The organism is Geobacillus sp. 46C-IIa (genome assembly GCF_014679505.1).
Taxonomy (GTDB): domain Bacteria; phylum Bacillota; class Bacilli; order Bacillales; family Anoxybacillaceae; genus Geobacillus.
The window spans coordinates 2124836-2143407 of the sequence record NZ_CP061474.1 but is presented as its reverse complement, the minus strand read 5'-3'; the positions used below and the strand labels follow the sequence as shown (position 1 = coordinate 2143407).

The 18572-nt window shown below is 55.4% G+C and carries 19 protein-coding genes and 1 pseudogene; 17 read left to right on the top strand and 3 right to left on the bottom strand.

Annotated elements, in window-relative coordinates:
- The first annotated feature begins 96 nt into the window (after positions 1–96).
- From IC803_RS10595 to IC803_RS10585, 3 genes are all read left to right on the top strand, one after another.
- Positions 97–1278, top strand: coding sequence for a thiolase family protein (locus IC803_RS10595; protein WP_190304197.1), 1182 nt, complete (start codon positions 97–99; stop codon positions 1276–1278).
- Between the two features lie 125 nt (positions 1279–1403).
- A complete protein-coding gene (locus tag IC803_RS10590) occupies positions 1404–1973 on the top strand; it encodes a Uma2 family endonuclease (protein ID WP_081206957.1) in 570 nt (189 codons plus the stop codon).
- A gap of 98 nt (positions 1974–2071) precedes the next feature.
- On the top strand, positions 2072–2950 hold the full coding sequence (locus IC803_RS10585; RefSeq protein ID WP_081206958.1) for a DMT family transporter: 879 nt from the start codon (positions 2072–2074) through the stop codon (positions 2948–2950).
- Positions 2951–3045: 95 nt separating this feature from the next.
- On the opposite strand, the gene IC803_RS10580 is transcribed toward IC803_RS10585, so the two are convergent.
- The gene (locus tag IC803_RS10580; protein ID WP_081206959.1) at positions 3046–3663 is read right to left on the bottom strand and encodes a trimeric intracellular cation channel family protein; all 618 of its coding nucleotides are present in this window, start codon (positions 3661–3663) and stop codon (positions 3046–3048) included.
- A gap of 151 nt (positions 3664–3814) precedes the next feature.
- Here IC803_RS10580 and hflX point away from each other — a divergent pair, with 151 nt between their 5' ends.
- From hflX to glnA, 4 genes are all read left to right on the top strand, one after another.
- Positions 3815–5062 carry a GTPase HflX gene (gene hflX / locus IC803_RS10575; RefSeq protein WP_081206960.1) on the top strand — a complete coding sequence of 416 codons (1248 nt, stop codon included), beginning with the start codon at positions 3815–3817 and terminating at the stop codon, positions 5060–5062.
- Between the two features lie 13 nt (positions 5063–5075).
- On the top strand, positions 5076–6347 hold the full coding sequence (locus IC803_RS10570; protein WP_081206961.1) for a methionine gamma-lyase family protein: 1272 nt from the start codon (positions 5076–5078) through the stop codon (positions 6345–6347).
- 76 nt (positions 6348–6423) lie between these two features.
- Positions 6424–6825, top strand: coding sequence for a MerR family transcriptional regulator (locus IC803_RS10565; RefSeq protein ID WP_081206962.1), 402 nt, complete (start codon positions 6424–6426; stop codon positions 6823–6825).
- A gap of 39 nt (positions 6826–6864) precedes the next feature.
- Entirely contained in the window at positions 6865–8199 is a 1335-nt protein-coding gene (glnA, locus tag IC803_RS10560; protein WP_081206963.1) for a type I glutamate--ammonia ligase, read from the top strand.
- A 63-nt stretch (positions 8200–8262) separates the two neighbouring features.
- Here the strand turns inward: glnA and lexA are convergent, their stop codons facing one another.
- Positions 8263–8886, bottom strand: coding sequence for a transcriptional repressor LexA (lexA, locus tag IC803_RS10555; RefSeq protein WP_063166206.1), 624 nt, complete (start codon positions 8884–8886; stop codon positions 8263–8265).
- Between the two features lie 156 nt (positions 8887–9042).
- Here lexA and yneA point away from each other — a divergent pair, with 156 nt between their 5' ends.
- From yneA to IC803_RS10515, 8 genes and pseudogenes are all read left to right on the top strand, one after another.
- Positions 9043–9348, top strand: a complete 306-nt coding sequence (gene yneA, locus IC803_RS10550) for a cell division suppressor protein YneA (protein ID WP_081206964.1) — start codon at positions 9043–9045, stop codon at positions 9346–9348.
- A gap of 18 nt (positions 9349–9366) precedes the next feature.
- Positions 9367–10017, top strand: a complete 651-nt coding sequence (locus IC803_RS10545) for a YneB family resolvase-like protein (RefSeq protein WP_081206965.1) — start codon at positions 9367–9369, stop codon at positions 10015–10017.
- 103 nt (positions 10018–10120) lie between these two features.
- Positions 10121–10351: a DUF896 domain-containing protein gene (locus IC803_RS10540; protein WP_081206966.1), complete on the top strand. Its 231-nt coding sequence runs from the start codon at positions 10121–10123 to the stop codon at positions 10349–10351.
- A 122-nt stretch (positions 10352–10473) separates the two neighbouring features.
- Positions 10474–12424, top strand: a pseudogene (gene tkt, locus IC803_RS10535) (transketolase).
- A gap of 184 nt (positions 12425–12608) precedes the next feature.
- On the top strand, positions 12609–13046 hold the full coding sequence (gene sirA, locus IC803_RS10530; protein ID WP_081206968.1) for a sporulation inhibitor of replication protein SirA: 438 nt from the start codon (positions 12609–12611) through the stop codon (positions 13044–13046).
- An 88-nt stretch (positions 13047–13134) separates the two neighbouring features.
- Positions 13135–13347, top strand: coding sequence for a YneF family protein (locus IC803_RS10525; RefSeq protein WP_063166203.1), 213 nt, complete (start codon positions 13135–13137; stop codon positions 13345–13347).
- Positions 13348–13472: 125 nt separating this feature from the next.
- Positions 13473–15212, top strand: a complete 1740-nt coding sequence (locus tag IC803_RS10520; protein ID WP_081206969.1) for an ABC transporter transmembrane domain-containing protein — start codon at positions 13473–13475, stop codon at positions 15210–15212.
- A 20-nt stretch (positions 15213–15232) separates the two neighbouring features.
- Positions 15233–17011, top strand: coding sequence for an ABC transporter ATP-binding protein (locus tag IC803_RS10515; RefSeq protein WP_081206970.1), 1779 nt, complete (start codon positions 15233–15235; stop codon positions 17009–17011).
- A 22-nt stretch (positions 17012–17033) separates the two neighbouring features.
- On the opposite strand, the gene IC803_RS10510 is transcribed toward IC803_RS10515, so the two are convergent.
- Entirely contained in the window at positions 17034–17213 is a 180-nt protein-coding gene (locus IC803_RS10510) for an aspartyl-phosphate phosphatase Spo0E family protein (RefSeq protein ID WP_081206971.1), read from the bottom strand.
- 170 nt (positions 17214–17383) lie between these two features.
- Here IC803_RS10510 and IC803_RS10505 point away from each other — a divergent pair, with 170 nt between their 5' ends.
- The gene (locus tag IC803_RS10505) at positions 17384–18091 is read left to right on the top strand and encodes a cytochrome c biogenesis protein CcdA (protein ID WP_081207037.1); all 708 of its coding nucleotides are present in this window, start codon (positions 17384–17386) and stop codon (positions 18089–18091) included.
- A 66-nt stretch (positions 18092–18157) separates the two neighbouring features.
- On the top strand, positions 18158–18514 hold the full coding sequence (locus IC803_RS10500; protein ID WP_081206972.1) for a response regulator: 357 nt from the start codon (positions 18158–18160) through the stop codon (positions 18512–18514).
- Positions 18515–18572: the final 58 nt, after the last annotated feature.

Below are 18572 nucleotides of genomic sequence, written 5' to 3'. Positions count from 1 at the left end.
CGGGCCCATCTGGCGGCGCCGCGGTGCATCGTTGGATACAACGGTGCGGCTGCGCCGTCAAGGCGTGGCGTTGACAACATTAACAAGGAGGAGAAGATGGTGCGTGAAGCGGTGATTGTGGAAGCCGTCAGAACGCCGGTCGGCAAGCGGAACGGCGTCTTCCGCGACGTTCATCCAGTCCATCTGGCCGCGGCGGTGTTGGATGAAGTCGTGCGCCGGGCGGGAATGGAAAAAGGACAGGTAGAAGATATCGTCATGGGCTGCGTGACGCCGATCGCCGAGCAAGGATACAACATCGGCCGGCTCGCGGCGTTGGAGGCTGGATTCCCAATCGAAGTGCCGGCCGTGCAAATCAATCGGATGTGCGGCTCCGGTCAGCAGGCGATCCATTTTGCCGCTCAAGAAATCCGCTCCGGCGATATGGATGTCACCATTGCCGCCGGGGTCGAAAGCATGACGAAAGTCCCGATTTTGAGCGACGGCAATGAGCGGACGATTCCGCCGTCGCTTCATGAAAAGTACGAGTTCATTCATCAAGGCGTCTCGGCCGAGCGGATCGCCAAAAAATACGGCCTGACGCGCGCGGAGCTGGATGCCTATGCCTACGAAAGCCATCGGCGCGCCTTGGCCGCCTTGCGCGAAGGGAAGTTTCGCGCCGAAATCGTCCCGGTCAAAGGGCTTGACCGCGATGGCCGCGAAATCCTTGTCACCGATGATGAAGGGCCGCGGGCTGATACATCACCGGAAGCGCTCGCCGCGCTCAAGCCGGCGTTTCAAGAAGACGGCGTCATCACCGCCGGCAATGCGAGCCAAATGAGTGACGGGGCGGCCGCTGTTTTGCTGATGGAGGGGGAGGCGGCGCGCCGGTTCGGACTGAAGCCGAAAGCGCGCATCGTCGCGCAAACGGTCGTCGGCTCCGACCCGACGTATATGCTTGATGGCGTCATCCCGGCGACAAGACAAGTGCTGAAAAAAGCCGGACTTGCGATCGAGGACATCGATCTCATTGAAATCAACGAAGCGTTCGCCCCGGTCGTGCTCGCCTGGCAAAAAGAAATCGGCGCCCCGCTTGCGAAAGTGAATGTCAACGGCGGCGCCATCGCGCTCGGCCATCCGCTCGGCGCCACCGGCGTCAAGCTCATGACGTCGCTCGTTCATGAGCTGGAGCGGCGGGAGGGCCGCTATGGGTTATTGACGATTTGCATCGGGCACGGCATGGCGACAGCGACGATCATCGAGCGGGAGCAAGAGCAACGCGTGGAAAAACCTTTTGCTTGACACACCATTGACAGCGGTGGCGGCCGCTGTTTTCTCTTTTATGATAGGATGGGAAAATAAAAATATGGGATGGAACTGGAACAATGTGATAAGATGAAAGAAAAGCAAGTGAAAGGGGGAGCGCAGTGCAAAAGGAGAAGCCGTTTTATACGTATCGCGACATTGAACATTGGGAAGGAAATTGGGAACTGCTCGATGGCGTTCCCTATTTATTGGCGTCTCCGTCGTTTGAGCACCAGTATGTGGTCGGACAACTGCACCTTGCATTGGCTTCGTATTTTCAGATGCGTGGCTGCCATGTCATTCTGGCCCCGTTTGATGTTCAGCTTGATCCTGAGGAGCAGGAACAGACAGCGAAAACCGTTGTTCAGCCCGATTTATCAGTCATTTGTCGGGTTGAGCAAATCGGGAATCGGCGAATGAAAGGGGCGCCCGATCTCGTTGTGGAAGTGCTGTCACCAAGCACCGCTCTGCGTGACCGGAATCAGAAATACTATTTGTACGAACGATATGGTGTGCGTGAATATTGGATGGTAGACCCCAGTAATCGAACGATCGAAGTGCTCAGCTGGCGGGATGGACGATTCGAGCAGCGAGCGGTTTTCGGACCAAGCGATGAGTTGGTTTCTTTTTGGCAGCCGGATTTGACGGTTTCGCTCGCTCCCGTATTTCCTCCGGAAGAAAGCGATGTCTAGCTGCTCGAGAACCGCCTTGTTTGGCTGTTATCTCTGAAAATAACGGCTTTGCTTTTGGGGTCAGCAGCAGAAAGAAGAACGCATAGGGGACCGATGCCATGAAACAACCTGTTCTCGCTTCCTTGTATTTATCGCTCGCCGCCAGCATTTGGGGCGGGATGTATGTCGTAAGCAAATACGTGTTGGACTACATCCCGCCGCTGACGCTCGTCTGGCTGCGCTACGGTGTCGCCTTGATCGTGCTTGCCGCGATCGCGGCAGCGAAACGCGAGCGCCCTCCAAAGCACGGGCGCGATTGGGCGATGGTCATCGCGATCGGCATCATCGGCTATGTGATTTCCATTTCGTTGCAATTTGTCGGCACGAAATGGTCAAACGCCCATACCGCTTCGCTCATTACAGCTTCAACACCGGCGTTTGTCGTTTTATTTGCCCGCTGGCTTCTTGGTGAAACGCTCACATGGCGGAAGCTTGCGGCGTTGTTGTTGGCGGCAGCGGGAGTGATCGTCATCGTCGGCCTCGGGGGCAGCGGGGAGTCGACGGTGGGCGGAAATATGGCGTTAGTCGGCGCGGCGGTCACTTGGGCGCTGTTGTCGGTGCTGGTGAAAATGGCGTCGGCTCGCTTGACCGTTCTTTCCATTACCACATTCGCCATCTTGGCGGCGTTTGTCGGCATGACGCCGATGCTGATGGTGGAACGTCCAGGGCTGACGGCCGTTCAATGGAATGCGCCCATCGTGATGGGGGTGTTGTACCTTGGCATCGTGTCAACGGCGGGCGCGTTTTTCTTGTGGAACAAAGGGATGGAGATGATCGACGCCGGCATTGGTTCGCTCTTTTTCTTTTTTCAGCCGCTTGTCGGCTCGCTCTTTGGCTGGCTGTTTTTGCATGAACGGCTTGACGCTTCCTTTTGGGCGGGTGGGGCGCTCATTGTCGCGGGAGTGGCGGTGGCAGTGCGGAGCGGCCAAAGCGCATAGCGAATACAGCGGCAAAAAAGCGAAGAGCCATGGCGCGGCGCTTCGCTTTCGTGCCTACCGGTTCATTTCTTGCCCAATTGCAATGGTTTGGCCCATTATTGCCCGCCCGCCTTTTCTCCGACCGCCCGCCGCGGCAGTTTCCAACCGTACGTGTACGACAAAATGCGCAACGAAGCGACCGCCACAAACAGCACATACAGCTCAATCGACGACTCCGCCCATTTCAGGCCGACGGCGATGCCGGCAAAAATCGCCCAAGCGGCGTAAATTTCCGCACGCAGCACGAGCGGCTTTCTCCCGGCTAATACGTCGCGGATGATGCCGCCGCCGCTGCCGGTCAACACCGCCGCGACGATGACCGCGCTTAACGGATGCCCCATTTTTGCGGCATACAGTGCTCCTTGGATGGCAAACGCCGACAGCCCGAGGGCGTCAAAAAAGTTGCCCCATCGCTTCCAAGGCGGGAGCATTTGTTTCGGAAATAAATAGACAATCGTCATTGAAGCTAAGGCGACGAGAAAAAGCGGACCTTGTTCCCACAGCGCCGACACCGGAACCCCGATCAACAAATTGCGCACCGCCCCGCCGCCAAAGGCGGTGACGATCCCTAAAATGTACACCCCAAGCAAATCATACTCTTCTTCCATCGCGACGATCGCCCCGCTGATGGCAAAGGCAATCGTCCCGATGATGCTCAACACTTCCCACGTCATTCTCGCTGTTCCTTTCCGTGCGGTTTTCTTGTATCATTGTAGGGGCAAAAACAGCGGAAAATCAATCATTTTTTGAACGAACTAGCAGGAGGGCGGCCGATTTGGTATGATGAAAGCAGGTAAAGAGGTCCGTCAGAAAGGAAGGAATGTCATGGGCCGCGAACAAGCGATCATCGTCGGCTGCCAACTCGCCGGTGTTGATGACGAACGGTTTCGCTATTCAATGGAAGAGCTTGCTTCGCTCGTTGCGACGGCGAACGGCGAGGTGGCGGCTGAACTTGTGCAAAAACGCGAAGCGCCGCATCCGGCCACGTATATCGGCAAAGGGAAAACGGAAGAGCTGGCTGTCCTCGTCAAGGAGCTCGAACCGGATCTCATCGTCTTCAACAGCGAACTGTCGCCAAGCCAGGCCCGCAATTTGATGAACATGCTTGGCGAAGTGAAAGTCATTGACCGGACGCAGCTCATTTTAGATATCTTTGCAAGGCGCGCCCGTTCGAAAGAAGGAAAGCTGCAAGTTGAGCTCGCCCAGCTCGAGTACATGCTGCCGCGCCTGAGCGGCCAAGGGGAGGCGCTATCCCGCCTTGGCGGCGGCATCGGCACGCGCGGTCCGGGGGAGACGAAGCTTGAAACGGACCGGCGCCATATTCGCCGCCGCATCGACGACATTAAAGGCGAGCTGCGGCGCATTGCCGAGCATCGCGGGCGGTACCGGGAGCGCCGGCAAAAAAACCGCGCCTTTCAAGTGGCGCTTGTCGGCTATACGAACGCCGGCAAGTCGACGCTCTTTAACCGGCTGACGGCCGCCGACTCATTGGAAGAAAACTTGCTGTTTGCCACGCTCGATCCGCTCACGCGCAAGTGCGTGTTGCCGTGCGGGTATACGGTGCTTCTCACCGATACGGTCGGATTCATCCAAGATTTGCCGACGACGCTTGTCGCTGCGTTTCGCTCAACGCTTGAAGAAGTGAAGGAAGCGGATTTGCTGCTTCATGTCGTCGATTCGTCGCATCCGGATTATGCCGAACATGAGCGCACCGTATCGCGGCTCTTGGCGGAACTAGGGGCTTCTTCGATTCCGGCCGTCACCGTTTACAATAAAAGCGACCGGCAAACGCCGGAATTTCTCCCGACGACAACCAATGCGATCGTGATGAGCGCGCTCTTGGCCGCCGATGTCGACCGGCTTCGCCGCTTTATCGAAGAAGCGGTGAAACAGCAAATGAGCCGTTATGACGTGTCGATTCCGAGCGGGGAAGGAAAATTGCTCGCCCAGTTAAAAACGGACACCATTTTGCATGAATGGCATTATAATGAACGAGGGGGCACGTACGAGTGTCAAGGGTACGTGCTGCCGACGCACCCCTTATATGGGGAGCTGCAATCATTTCAACGGTAGAAAGGGTTCATCTATGTTTTGGACACAGTGGAGACACGGAGAAACCATCGCTCTTCTCATCGAAGAAGTTGAAACACAAATTGCGCCGATCCACCGCTCCATCGATGAACGTGTCGATGGGAACCAATATCGCGTCCTCGACAGTTTCCGCCGCCACCAAGTGAGCGACGGCCACTTCATCCCGTCGACCGGCTACGGTTATGACGATGCGGGCCGCGACACGCTTGACCGCATTTACGCGGACGTATTCGGAGCGGAAGCCGGCCTTGTCCGCCCGCAAATCATTTCCGGCACGCACGCGATCGCCATTGCGCTGTTTGGCGTGTTGCGCCCGGGCGATGAATTGCTTTACATCACCGGCGCTCCGTACGATACGCTCGAGGAGATCGTCGGTGTCCGCGGCAGCGGCGTCGGCTCGCTGAAAGAGTTTGGCATTCGTTATCGGAGCGTGCCGCTTACGGCGGACGGAGCCGTTGATTTTCCAGCGGTGCGCGAGGCGATGAACGAGCGGACGAAAATGATCGGCATTCAGCGTTCGCGCGGCTATGCGACACGCCCGTCGTTTACGGTCAGCGAAATCGCTGAGATGATCGCTTTTGTGAAGGCGGTCAAGCCGGACGTCGTCGTGTTTGTGGACAACTGCTACGGCGAGTTTGTTGAGGAGAAAGAGCCGTGCCATGTCGGCGCCGATCTTATGGCTGGTTCGCTGATCAAAAACCCGGGAGGGGGCTTGGCGAAAACGGGCGGCTATATCGTTGGCAAGCAAAAATACGTCGACGCGTGCGCCTGCCGGATGACCTCACCGGGCATCGGCGCCGAAGTCGGCCCGTCGCTGTACAGCCTGCCTGATATGTACCAAGGGTTTTTCCTTGCCCCGCATGTTGTCGGACAGGCGCTCAAAGGGGCGGTGTTCACCGCCGCGCTGCTCGAGCGGATAGGGCTTGAGACGTCGCCGGCATGGGACGCTAAGCGCACCGATCTCGTACAGTCGGTTCGTTTTGACGACCCGGAGCAAATGGTTGCTTTTTGCCAGGCCATTCAAGCGGCTTCCCCGGTGAACGCCCATTTTACCCCGTACCCGAGCGAGATGCCCGGCTACGAGGATAAAGTGATCATGGCCGCGGGCACGTTCGTGCAAGGGGCGAGCATTGAGCTGACGGCAGATGGGCCGCTGCGTCCGCCATATGTCGCATACGTTCAAGGCGGCTTGACGTATTCGCACGTGAAAATCGCTGTTTGTTCAGCCGTTCACCGCTTGCTTGAACAGCAGTTGATTTGTTTGTGAGAAAATGTAACGCTTGATTGACTCGTTTCTTGACATTATGGTAAAATGAAGGTATCAAAAGCGAGGAGGAATTGGCATGAGTAGCCATATTCGTCGTTCCATGCCATTGTTTCCGATTGGGATTGTGATGCAGCTGACGGATCTATCGGCCCGCCAAATCCGCTATTACGAAGAGCACGGCCTCGTCACGCCGGCGCGCACTGAGGGCAACCGGCGGCTGTTTTCACTCAACGACATCGACCGTTTGCTCGAAATTAAAGACTTGATTGACCAAGGCGTGAACCTCGCTGGCATCAAGCAAATTTTCGCCGCCCGGCAAGAAGGGCGCTATGAGCAGCCGGAAAAGGTCGAAAAAGTGGGGAAACCGAAGCTGTCCGACGAGGAGTTGCGCGAGATTTTGCGGACGGAGCTGCTGCAGGCCGGACGGTTTCAGCGCGCATCGCTTCGCCAAGGGGATCTCGCTCGCTTCTTTCACTAATGATGGGAAATGATTTCGGAGCCGGGGAGGAGTTTCAACATGGCAAAATATACGCGCGAAGACGTTATGCGCATCGTCAAAGAAGAAAACGTCAAGTACATTCGCCTGCAATTCACCGATATTTTGGGGACGATCAAAAACGTCGAAATCCCGATCAGCCAACTTGAGAAAGCGCTCAATAATAAAATGATGTTTGACGGGTCTTCGATCGAGGGGTTTGTCCGCATCGAAGAATCGGACATGTATTTGTATCCGGATTTGGACACGTTTGTCATCTTCCCGTGGACGTCGGAAAAAGGAAAAGTCGCCCGCTTTATTTGCGACATTTACAATGCGGACGGCACGCCGTTTGAAGGCTGCCCGCGCTACAATTTAAAGCGCGTGTTGAAAGAGATGGAAGCCCTTGGCTTTACGGCGTTCAACTTGGGAGCGGAACCGGAGTTTTTCCTCTTTAAGCTCGATGAAAACGGCCGTCCGACGATGGAACTGAACGACCGCGGCGGCTACTTCGATTTGGCGCCGACCGACTTAGGGGAAAACTGCCGGCGCGATATCGTGCTTGAGCTTGAGGAGATGGGCTTTGAAATTGAAGCGTCGCACCATGAAGTCGCCCCGGGCCAGCACGAGATCGATTTTAAATACGCCCATGCCATCAAAGCGTGCGACGACATTCAAACGTTTAAGCTCGTCGTCAAAACGATCGCCCGCAAACATGGGCTGCACGCGACGTTTATGCCGAAGCCGATTTTTGGCATTAACGGTTCGGGAATGCACTGCAACTTGTCGCTGTTCCGCAACAACGAAAACGCCTTTTTTGACCCGAATGGCGATTTGCAGTTGAGCGATACGGCCCGACAGTTTATCGCCGGCGTGCTGAAGCATGCGCCGAACTTTACGGCAGTGACCAACCCGACGGTCAACTCGTACAAGCGGCTCGTTCCAGGCTATGAGGCGCCATGTTATGTTGCTTGGTCGGCGCGCAACCGCAGCCCGCTCATCCGCATTCCAGCTTCGCGCGGCATGAGCACGCGCATTGAGGTGCGCAGCGTCGATCCGGCGGCGAACCCGTACTTGGCGATGGCCGTGCTGTTGGCAGCCGGGCTTGACGGCATTCGCAACAAGCTCACTCCTCCGGCGCCGGTTGACCGAAACATTTACGTCATGACGAAAGAAGAGCGGCTCGAGGAAGGGATTGTCGATTTGCCGGCAACGCTGATTGAAGCGCTCGACAACTTAAAATCGGACGAGGTGATCGTCCAAGCGCTCGGCAAACATTTATTCGAGCATTTCGTCGAAGCGAAAGAAATCGAGTGGGATATGTATCGGACAACGGTCCATCAATGGGAGTTGGACCAATATATGGAGCTGTACTAATCAAAAAAGCTGCCCCGACAAACGGGGCAGCTTTTGTTATGGCGCGCGGCGTCAGCCGGGTCCTTAGTCGATCAGACGATAGACGCCGATCACTTTGCCGAGAATCGTACAGTCGCGGACGATGATCGGTTCGAGATGGGCGTTTTCCGGCTGCAGGCGGATGTGGTCTTTTTCTTTAAAAAACCGCTTCACTGTTGCTTCGTTTTCCTCCGTCATGGCGACGACGATGTCGCCGTTATTCGCCGACGACTGCTGGCGGACGATCACGTAGTCGCCGTCCAAAATGCCGGCTTCGATCATGCTGTCGCCCATCACTTCAAGCATAAACAGCTGTTCCTCGCCGGCGGCGAGCCGTTTCGGCAGCGGGAAATAGTCGTCAATGTTTTCGACGGCAGTGATCGGCTGGCCGGCCGTCACCTTGCCGATCACCGGCACGGAAACGACCTCCTCTTTTTCTCTTTCTTTTGTCAGATCGCTGTCCAAAATTTCAATGGCGCGCGGCTTTGTCGGGTCACGGCGGATGAACCCTTTGCTTTCTAGGCGCGCAAGGTGGCCGTGGACGGTCGAACTCGACGCCAAACCGACTGCTTCCCCGATTTCCCTTACTGACGGGGGATAGCCTTTCGTTTTCACTTCCTGTTTGATAAATTCTAAAATTTGTTGCTGGCGTTTGGACAGTTTCGTCATCCCTTTTCACACCTCTTGCCACATCATTTGGTTTCATTATAGCATGGGGGAAACAGAAAAACAAACATAAGTTCGAATTTTTTTGTTGACACAAACAAATGTTCTTGTTTATAATGAAGAAAAAGCGAACACATATTCTAAAAAAGGGTGGGGGAGATGAAGAAAACGTTGCTGCACTACCTCATTTTTTCATGTTTGCTCACGCTCGTCTTGGCGGGGTTTGTTTACGCCAGCAACCCGGTTGACAAAAAAGAGTACATGACGGTAACGGTCGCTTCCGGCGATACGCTTTGGGGGTTGGCGAAGCAGTATGAGCCGGCGCACGGCTTGTCGCCGGACGAATTTATCCGCTGGGTGGTCGATGTCAATCGTTTGCCGAGCGCGCGCCTCACCGCCGGTGAACAAATCGTCATTCCTGTGTTAAAATCGAAGCAAGACGGCTCATTGGCTGTCAAGCGGTGACAGAAAGAAGGGGTGGCCATGAAAGCGGTCATTTACTGCCGCGTCAGCACGGATAAAACGGAGCAGGAAACGTCGCTTGTACGGCAGCGTGCCGAACTGGAGAAGCTAGCCAAAGAGTGCGGCTTTGACGTCGTCAAAGTGATCGCCGAGCAGGCGAGCGGCTATGAAGCTGACCGTGACGGAGTGCTCGAGCTGCTTGCGCTTTGTGAAGAAGGGGCGGTCGACGCCTTGCTCATCCAAGATGAAACACGGCTCGGACGCGGCCATGCGCGCATGGCGGTGCTGCACTGCCTGAAGAAAAGGGGAGTGAAAATATACAGCGCCAGCCACCGCGGGGAGATGCCGCTGTCAGAGGCCGATGAGATGGTGCTGTCGATCATCGCCATCGTCGAGGAGTACCAGCGGAAAATACATAATGCGAAAATTAAGCGCGGCATGCAGCGGGCCATCGCCCGCGGCTACCGTCCGGAGCGGAACTTAACGCGCCGTGGCGAAAACGCCGGGCGCGATCGGATCGAGCTTCCGGTCGAAGAGATCGTCCGCCTGCGCGAGCGCGGCTTGACGTTTACGGACATCGCTGCGACGCTCCGAAGCTTTGGCTACGCGGCGTCCAAAGCGACCGTCCATCGCCGCTATCAAGAATATATGGACGAGCAGGAACGTCGTTAGGTTAGGCCGCGGGAGACGGCCAACGTTTCTTCGTTGCCATTAGCCTGTCCGATCGAATAAGATAAAACAGAATAACGATGCGACAGATGGGAGAAGATAACCGATGCTTTCGAAACAAAAATTAGCCCGCATTAACGAACTGGCCAAAAAGGCGAAAACGTCCGGCCTGTCGGCGGAAGAAACGATGGAGCAGGCAAAGCTGCGCCGCGAATACATTCAGGCGTTCCGCAAAGCGATGACCGATATGCTTCATACGGTGACGGTCATCGACCCGAACGGCAATGACGTGACGCCAAAAAAATTGAAGGAAAGCCAGCGTCGTCGCCTTCATTAAGCGGCGGGCAAGAAGGGCGGGGGCGCCCTGTTTTTTTCTGACAGCGAAAATATCGTTGTACAAGGAAGTCAATTTTCTATATGATAGTAAGTGACACCATGTTGATGAAAGGGAGGAAAACGATGGCGCATTCGATCGAAGAATTAGCGATTACCACCATTCGAACGCTGTCGATTGACGCGATCGAAAAGGCGAAATCCGGGCACCCTGGCATGCCGATGGGCGCGGCGCCGATGGCGTACACGCTTTGGACGAAATTTATGAACCATAATCCGGCGAACCCAAACTGGTTTAACCGCGACCGGCTACGACGTATCGATGGACGACTTGAAGCAGTTCCGCCAATGGGGAAGCAAAACGCCAGGGCATCCGGAATACGGCCATACGCCGGGAGTGGAAGCGACGACCGGACCGCTCGGCCAAGGAATCGCAATGGCAGTCGGCATGGCGATGGCCGAACGGCATTTGGCGGCTACATACAATCGCGACGGGTTTGATATAATCGATCATTATACGTATGCGATTTGCGGCGACGGCGATTTAATGGAAGGGGTGGCAAGCGAAGCCGCGTCACTCGCAGGCCATTTGCAGCTTGGCCGCTTGATCGTCCTGTATGACTCGAACGACATTTCCTTGGACGGGGAGCTGAATTTGTCGTTCTCAGAAAACGTTGCCCAACGCTTCCAAGCGTACGGCTGGCAATATTTGCGCGTCGAAGACGGCAACAACATGGATGAAATCGCCAAAGCGCTTGAAGAGGCGCGGGCTGACCTCAACCGGCCGACGCTCATTGAAGTGAAAACGACGATCGGTTACGGCGCGCCGACGAAAGCGGGCACATCCGGCGTTCACGGTTCTCCGCTCGGCGCAGAAGAAGCGAGACTAACGAAGGAGGCATACCGCTGGACGTTCGCCGAAGATTTCTACGTGCCGGAAGAAGTGTATGCCCATTTCCGGGAAACGGTGCAAGAGGCCGGGGCGAAAAAAGAAGCGGAATGGAACGCACAGCTGGCTGCTTACGAGCAGGCGCATCCAGAGCTGGCCGCCCAGCTGAAGCAGGCGATCGAAGGGAAGCTTCCGGACGGTTGGGAAGCCGCGCTGCCGGTGTATGAAGCCGGAAAAAGCTTGGCGACCCGGTCCTCTTCCGGGGAAGTGATCAATGCCATCGCCAAAGCGGTGCCGCAGTTGTTTGGCGGTTCAGCCGACTTGGCAAGCTCGAACAAAACGCTCATCAAAGGCGGCGGCAATTTCCTGCCGGGCAGTTATGAAGGGCGCAACATTTGGTTTGGGGTGCGTGAATTTGCCATGGGAGCGGCGTTAAACGGCATGGCGCTCCATGGCGGGGTGAAAGTGTTCGGCGGCACGTTCTTCGTGTTCTCCGACTATTTGCGCCCGGCGATCCGGTTAGCGGCGCTCATGGGATTGCCGGTCACGTATGTCTTGACGCACGACAGCATCGCCGTCGGCGAGGACGGCCCGACGCACGAGCCGATCGAACAGCTCGCTTCCTTAAGAGCGATGCCGAACTTGTCAGTCATCCGACCGGCTGACGCGAACGAAACGGCGGCGGCATGGCGGCTGGCGGTTGAATCGACGGACAAGCCGACCGCGCTCGTTCTGACGCGCCAAGACATACCGACGCTTTCGACAACGGCTGATCTGGCGTATGAAGGCGTGAAAAAAGGCGCCTACGTCGTCTCGCCGGCGAAAAACGGCGCTCCCGAGGCGCTGCTCTTGGCGACCGGATCGGAAGTCAGCTTGGCGGTGAAAGCGCAAGAAGCGCTCGCCGCTGAAGGAATTAACGTTTCCGTCGTCAGCATGCCATCGTGGGATCGTTTTGAAGCGCAGCCAAAGGCGTACCGCGATGAAGTGATCCCGCCGGCGGTGACGAAGCGGCTGGCCATTGAAATGGGCGCTTCGCTCGGCTGGGAGCGCTACATCGGTGCAGAGGGCGACATTTTAGCCATCGATCGGTTTGGCGCCTCCGCTCCGGGAGAAACCATCATGGCCGAGTACGGATTTACCGTTGACAACGTCGTCCGTCGCGTGAAAACGCTGCTTGGCAAGCAATGAAACGGCCGTGACAACAGGCTGCCCTTGCAACGGCGCAAGGGCGGCTTTTTTTGACTGATTTGCGTCGGCCCCTCTGTAAACAAAAATCGACAATGTTAGTGAAAAAAATTGTCGCTAGTAGACATATTTTTCCCCTTTTCTTTTCTATAATAGAAATAGATGAACAGAAATGGGGGGATGGGGCATGGTTCGCTATTGGATATATTTGTTAAATGATGAGGTGGCGACGCACTACCGCCATCGGACGGAAAAAGTTGTCGAATTGCTTCGGGAACATCAGTATGCGGAGGCGCCGTTGAAAACGATTTGCCGCAAGCAAGTCGAATTTATTACCGAACAGTTGTCGTTTTCGCGTCTTGAGTTAGGGTTAAAGCAATATTTTATCGGGCGTGTCGGCAAAAACTTAGAGCGCAACATGTTCATTTTGCAAAATGACGACGGTGGGGAAGCGCTGCTTATCGTGCAAAAGCGCCGCCTGCTTCTTGTCGCCGACAGCGCGCCCTTGGCCGCCGACATCGGCCGGGCGCTCGCCAAACTAGCGCCGTCGTTTTTGGCGGTCGCCGCTGATTTTGCCGACTACTATTGGCTGTCTGCGCCAGCGCAAGGAAGAAAATTCGCGTAACGTGAAGATTTTTGCCGTGAAATATTGTCTAATGGCACATCGTTTAGTACACTGTTAGGGAGACAACAAGAAGGAGGAAAATCGCTGTATGTGGGACACGATTCTCGTTGGTGTGCTGGCGCTGATCGCCGGTGTGGCGCTCGGGTTTTTCATCGCCCGCAAAACGATGATCAATTATTTGAAGAAAAATCCGCCGATCAATGAACAAATGATCCGCATGATGATGATGCAAATGGGCATGACCCCGTCGCAAAAGAAAATCAATCAAATGATGAAAATGATGAACAACCAGCTGAAATAAGCGAAACGGACACTCGATTGAGAGTGTCTTTTTATTTTGGAAAAATGTTCTTTCAAAATTTTTCTAGTTTTGTTACAATAGTATGGCGATTGTCCGTTAGTTGAACGAAAGGGGGAGCAGGCCGCATGAGCGTGTTCCGTGATTTGTTCTGGTTTTTTCGCCAAGAGAAAAAGGCGTATACCACCGGTGTTCTATTGCTCGCGATCGTTGCCTTTTTGGAAACGATCCCGCCGAAAGTGATCGGCATTTTGGTTGACCATATGAAAAACGGCACGGTGATGAAAGAAGTGCTCATTCGTTGGATGGCCGCGCTCGCTGCCATCGCGGGAGCGCTCTATGTGCTCCGCTACGCTTGGCGCATTTGCATTTTCGGCTCATCTGTCAAGCTCGCCCGCCAGCTGCGCAACGAGCTGTATGCCCATTTTACGAAAATGGCGCCGGCGTTTTACCAGCGGAAGCGGATCGGCGATTTAATGGCCCATGCCACCAACGATTTGCAGGCGATCCAGCAAACGGCTGGAAGCGGCATTTTAACGCTCGTTGATTCGGTGATGCTCGGCGGGTTTGTGCTGGCGACGATGGCGTTTTCGATCAGCTGGAAGCTGACGTTAGTCAGCCTGCTTCCGCTGCCGGTGATGGCCATAGCGACAAGCCGCTATGGGACGATGCTTCACCGGCGGTTTTTAACGGCGCAAGAGGCGTTTTCGTCGCTGAATGATAAAGTGCAAGAAAGCATGAGCGGCGTCCGCGTCATCAAAGCGTTCGGCTATGAAGAAAAGGATCTGGAAGCGTTTCGCCGCCAATCGGAAGATGTCACAGCGAAAAACATCGCGGTGGCCAAAATTGATGCGCTCTTCGATCCGACGATCGGGCTGCTTGTCGGGCTGTCGTTTTTTCTCGCTGTTGCGTTCGGCAGTCAGATGGTCGTTGGCGGGGAGTTGACGATCGGCGAGCTCGTGTCGTTTACGACGTACCTTGGCTTGCTCATTTGGCCGATGCTGGCATTTGGCTGGCTGTTTAACATTGTCGAGCGCGGGCGCGCCTCATACGACCGGGTGCGGATGCTGCTCGCTGAAGACGACGAGATCAAGGAAATGCCGGGCGCGCTTGCCGTCCCGCCGCGAGGGAGCATCGAATATGACATCCGCCAGTTTGCCTATCCAGGCGAGGCAAAACCGGCGCTTGTCGATGTCCGCTTCCGGCTTGAACGCGGGGCGACGCTCGGTGTCGTCGGCAAAACCGGAGCCGGGAAAACGACGCTCCTGCGCCTGTTGTTGCGCGAGTTTGACAACTATGACGGCGACATTCGTTTCGACGGCCGCGACATTCGCCGCTATACGCTTTCTGCCTTGCGGATGGCGATCGGCTATGTGCCGCAAGATCATTTTCTTTTTTCTGCCTCTGTCCGCCATAACATCGCCTTTGCCAAGCCGGAGGCGAGCGAGGAGGAAATCATCAAAGCCGCAAAGCTGGCTGACATTCACGAGGATATTCTTCAGTTCCCGGACGGCTACGGGACGGTCATCGGTGAGCGCGGCGTCTCGCTGTCCGGCGGGCAAAAGCAGCGGCTGTCAATCGCTCGCGCGCTGCTCATCGATCCGGAGCTGCTCATTTTAGACGATGCGCTGTCGGCGGTCGATGCGAAAACGGAAGAGCGGATTTTAACGGCGTTGAAGCAGGAGCGGCGCGGGAAAACGACGATCATAGCTGCTCATCGTTTAAGCGCGGTCGAGCACGCTGATTGGATTCTCGTCCTCGATGGAGGCCGCGTCATCCAAGCGGGGACGCACGAGGACTTAATGGCTGAAGACGGTTGGTATCGCGAGATGTATCGGCGCCAACAGCTTGAGGCGCTTGTGGAATGACGACGGATAGGAGGGGGCGTATGAACGAACAAACATTGACGGCCAAAGAGCAGCGGCGCGTCCTCTGGCGGCTGCTCGCTTATATGGGGCGATACAAAAAAGAGGCCGCGCTCGCCTTCGCGCTCCTTCTGCTGGCGACTGCGGGGGAGCTGGCCGGCCCGTATTTGGTGAAAGTGTTTATCGACGACTATTTGATGCCGAACCGCCTCGCTCCGGGACCGGTGGCGGCGCTAGCTGCCGCCTATCTCGGCGTGCTCGTCGGGAAAACGGTCATTGGGTATTTCCAGCTTGTCGGGTTTCAGCGGCTCGCCTTATATATTATCCAAGCGTTGCGGATGGACGTCTTTTCCAAAGTGCATCGGCTCGGGATGAGCTACTTTGACCGGACGCCGGGCGGAAGCATTGTCTCGCGGGTGACGAATGACACGGAAGCCATCAAAGACATGTTTATTAGCGTTTTAGCGGTGTTTGTGCAAAACGGTTTGTTTGTCATTGGTGTTTTTATCGCCATGTTTTCGCTCAACGTTCGGCTTGCGCTGTTTTGTCTGTTCATTATCCCGGCCATTGGATTCATTATGAAAACGTACCGCCGCTACAGTTCGGTGTTTTACCAAGAGATGCGCGAACGGCTGAGCGAGCTGAACGCCAAATTGAATGAGTCGCTGCAAGGGATGGCCATCATTCAAGCGTTCCGCCAGCAGCACCGCTTGTACCAGGAGTTTGCCGCTGTGAATGAGGCGCATTACGAAGCGGGAATGAAAAATATTCGCCTTGACGGGCTATTGCTTCGGCCGGCGATCGATGTTATCTACATGTTGGCGATCATGGTCGTGCTCAGCTTTTTTGGCGTCTCGGCGCTTGAGAGCCCGGTCGAGATCGGGGTGCTGTACGCGTTTGTCAACTATTTGGAACGCTTTTTTGAGCCGGTGACGCAAATGATGATGCGATTGTCGCTCTACCAGCAAGCGATCGTTTCCGCCTCCCGCGTCTTTGCGCTCCTTGACCATGATGAGGAGGCGCCGTTCAATCCGGAACAAGCGCCGTATGCGATTGAACGGGGGGAAATTGAGTTCCGCGATGTCAGTTTTTCATACGATGGCAAGCGCGACGTGCTAAAACGGCTGTCATTTACGATCCGTCCGGGGCAGACGGTGGCGTTTGTCGGCCATACGGGCAGCGGCAAAAGCTCGATCATCAATTTGCTTATGCGGTTTTATGAATTTGACCGCGGCGATATTTTGCTTGACGGCCGGTCGATCCGCGATTATTCGCGCGACGAGCTGCGCCGCTCGCTCGGCCTCGTCTTGCAAGATCCGTTTTTGTTTTACGGGACGGTGAGAGAGAACATTCGCATGTATAACGAGCAATTAAGCGACGAAGAGCTTGAGGCCGCCGCCCGCCTCGTGCAGGCGGACGTGTTTATTGAACAGCTGCCCGGCCGCTATGACCATCTGCTCGCCGAGCGCGGGGCCACGTTATCGAGCGGGCAGCGCCAGCTCCTTTCGTTTGCCCGCACCATTGCCGCCAATCCGAAAATATTAGTGCTCGATGAGGCGACCGCCCATATTGACACCGAGACAGAGGAGGCGATTCAAGCCGCGCTTATGCGAATGCGAAAAGGGCGGACGACGATCGCCATCGCCCATCGGCTGTCGACGATTCAAGACGCCGACCAAATTTTTGTCCTCCATCGCGGTGAAATTGTCGAACGCGGTACACATCAGCAGCTGTTGGCGCAAAAAGGGCTATACTACCAAATGTACTTGCTGCAAAATGGGCTGGTCGACGCCCGTGCGTAAAGAAAAAAGCGCCTTTTCCCGCTTAGCGGGAGGCGCTTTGTTTTCGTTGTTTCACTTGCTCGCGCTGATAGGCGTTCAGCAGCGTGTCGAGCTCTCTGCTCACTTTCATCGCCGCTAGGGAGTTTAATCCCGTCTTCGCTACGGTGTCAACAAGTTCCATCCGTTTTTGTTCGATCAAGGTTAAAAGATTACGTTTCGGCACGAATAAACCGTCCTTTTCATCAATGTTGTGTATTGTATTTTATACTATTTTACCAATGAACGCAAAAACGGAAAATAGAAAAATTGACCAGAGAAAACGAGAAACACGTTACGGAAGAACGGATTTTTGCTAAAATAAAAGTAAAAAATGAGGCAGGGGCTGATTTAGCGATGAATGATTTGAATATATTTTTAGCGTTTGGCGCCGGGTTTTTGTCGTTTATTTCCCCGTGCTGTCTGCCGCTTTACCCGGCGTTTTTGTCCTATATTACCGGAGTGTCGGTCAGCGAGCTGAAAGAGGAAAATGCGATGCTGAATCGCCGCAGCCTATGGCATACGCTCTGTTTTTTGCTCGGTTTTTCGCTCATTTTCATTTCGCTCGGCTTCGGCACGTCATTTCTCGGCCGGCTGTTTGCCGACTATCAAGATGCGATCCGCCAAATCGGCGCCGTTGTGATCGTCGCTTTCGGCCTCGTCGTCGCTGGGCTTTGGAAGCCGGCCTTTTTGTTAAAAGACCGGCGCATTTCATTCCGTGAGCGGCCGTCAGGCTATGCCGGCTCGGTGCTGATTGGAATGGCGTTCGCTGCCGGTTGGACGCCGTGCATGGGGCCGATTTTGGTGGCGGTGATCGCTCTCGCGGCGGCCAATCCGGGCTCAGGGATGATGTACATGCTCGCCTATACGCTCGGTTTTGCTGTCCCGTTTTTTATTCTGTCGTTTTTTATCGGCAAACTGCAATGGATTCGCCGCCATAGTGCGTCCATTATGAAAGCGGGCGGATATGTCATGATGGCGATGGGGGTCGTCCTTTATTTTGACTGGATGACGAAAATCATTGCCTACACAACAAGCCTATTCGGTGGATTTACCGGCTTCTAGCGGGAATGAAGCGGCTTTTTGGGCGGCCGCTGCGAATATAAAACCGTTCGGGGGGACGATGGAAAGATGGCTGCCATTTTGGTTGTCGATGATGCGAAGTTTATGAGGGTGACGTTGGCGCGCCTATTGCAAAAAGCGAACCATACTGTAGCCGGTGAGGCGGAAAACGGCAAAGAGGCGGTTGAACTGTATCGCCGGCTGCGTCCGGAGTTAGTCATTATAGATATTACCATGCCGGTCATGAATGGAATCGAAGCGGTGCGGGCGATCAAGGAAATCGACCCGGGAGCGAAAATCATTATTTGCTCAGCGCTAGGGCAGCAACGCATGGTCGTCGAGGCGATTGAAGCGGGCGCCGCCGACTTTATTGTCAAACCGTTTGAGGAAAGCCGCGTGCTCGAGGCGGTCGCCCGCCTTTTATAGACAGCCTGGCGCCGACGGAGCATTTGAAGGGGGATGATAGGCAAGCGGAGGAGTTTTT

Excerpts from the sequence above, each read along its gene's own strand:
- IC803_RS10595 (WP_190304197.1), top strand. The coding sequence starts at position 97 with ATGGTGCGTGAAGCGGTGATTGTGGAAGCCGTCAGAACGCCGGTCGGC.
- IC803_RS10585 (WP_081206958.1), top strand. The coding sequence starts at position 2,072 with ATGAAACAACCTGTTCTCGCTTCCTTGTATTTATCGCTCGCCGCCAGC.
- IC803_RS10580 (WP_081206959.1), bottom strand. The coding sequence starts at position 3,663 with ATGACGTGGGAAGTGTTGAGCATCATCGGGACGATTGCCTTTGCCATC.
- hflX (WP_081206960.1), top strand. The coding sequence starts at position 3,815 with ATGGGCCGCGAACAAGCGATCATCGTCGGCTGCCAACTCGCCGGTGTT.
- IC803_RS10570 (WP_081206961.1), top strand. The coding sequence starts at position 5,076 with ATGTTTTGGACACAGTGGAGACACGGAGAAACCATCGCTCTTCTCATC.
- IC803_RS10565 (WP_081206962.1), top strand. The coding sequence starts at position 6,424 with ATGAGTAGCCATATTCGTCGTTCCATGCCATTGTTTCCGATTGGGATT.
- glnA (WP_081206963.1), top strand. The coding sequence starts at position 6,865 with ATGGCAAAATATACGCGCGAAGACGTTATGCGCATCGTCAAAGAAGAA.
- lexA (WP_063166206.1), bottom strand. The coding sequence starts at position 8,886 with ATGACGAAACTGTCCAAACGCCAGCAACAAATTTTAGAATTTATCAAA.
- yneA (WP_081206964.1), top strand. The coding sequence starts at position 9,043 with ATGAAGAAAACGTTGCTGCACTACCTCATTTTTTCATGTTTGCTCACG.
- IC803_RS10545 (WP_081206965.1), top strand. The coding sequence starts at position 9,367 with ATGAAAGCGGTCATTTACTGCCGCGTCAGCACGGATAAAACGGAGCAG.
- IC803_RS10540 (WP_081206966.1), top strand. The coding sequence starts at position 10,121 with ATGCTTTCGAAACAAAAATTAGCCCGCATTAACGAACTGGCCAAAAAG.
- sirA (WP_081206968.1), top strand. The coding sequence starts at position 12,609 with ATGGTTCGCTATTGGATATATTTGTTAAATGATGAGGTGGCGACGCAC.
- IC803_RS10525 (WP_063166203.1), top strand. The coding sequence starts at position 13,135 with ATGTGGGACACGATTCTCGTTGGTGTGCTGGCGCTGATCGCCGGTGTG.
- IC803_RS10520 (WP_081206969.1), top strand. The coding sequence starts at position 13,473 with ATGAGCGTGTTCCGTGATTTGTTCTGGTTTTTTCGCCAAGAGAAAAAG.
- IC803_RS10515 (WP_081206970.1), top strand. The coding sequence starts at position 15,233 with ATGAACGAACAAACATTGACGGCCAAAGAGCAGCGGCGCGTCCTCTGG.
- IC803_RS10505 (WP_081207037.1), top strand. The coding sequence starts at position 17,384 with ATGAATGATTTGAATATATTTTTAGCGTTTGGCGCCGGGTTTTTGTCG.
- IC803_RS10500 (WP_081206972.1), top strand. The coding sequence starts at position 18,158 with ATGGCTGCCATTTTGGTTGTCGATGATGCGAAGTTTATGAGGGTGACG.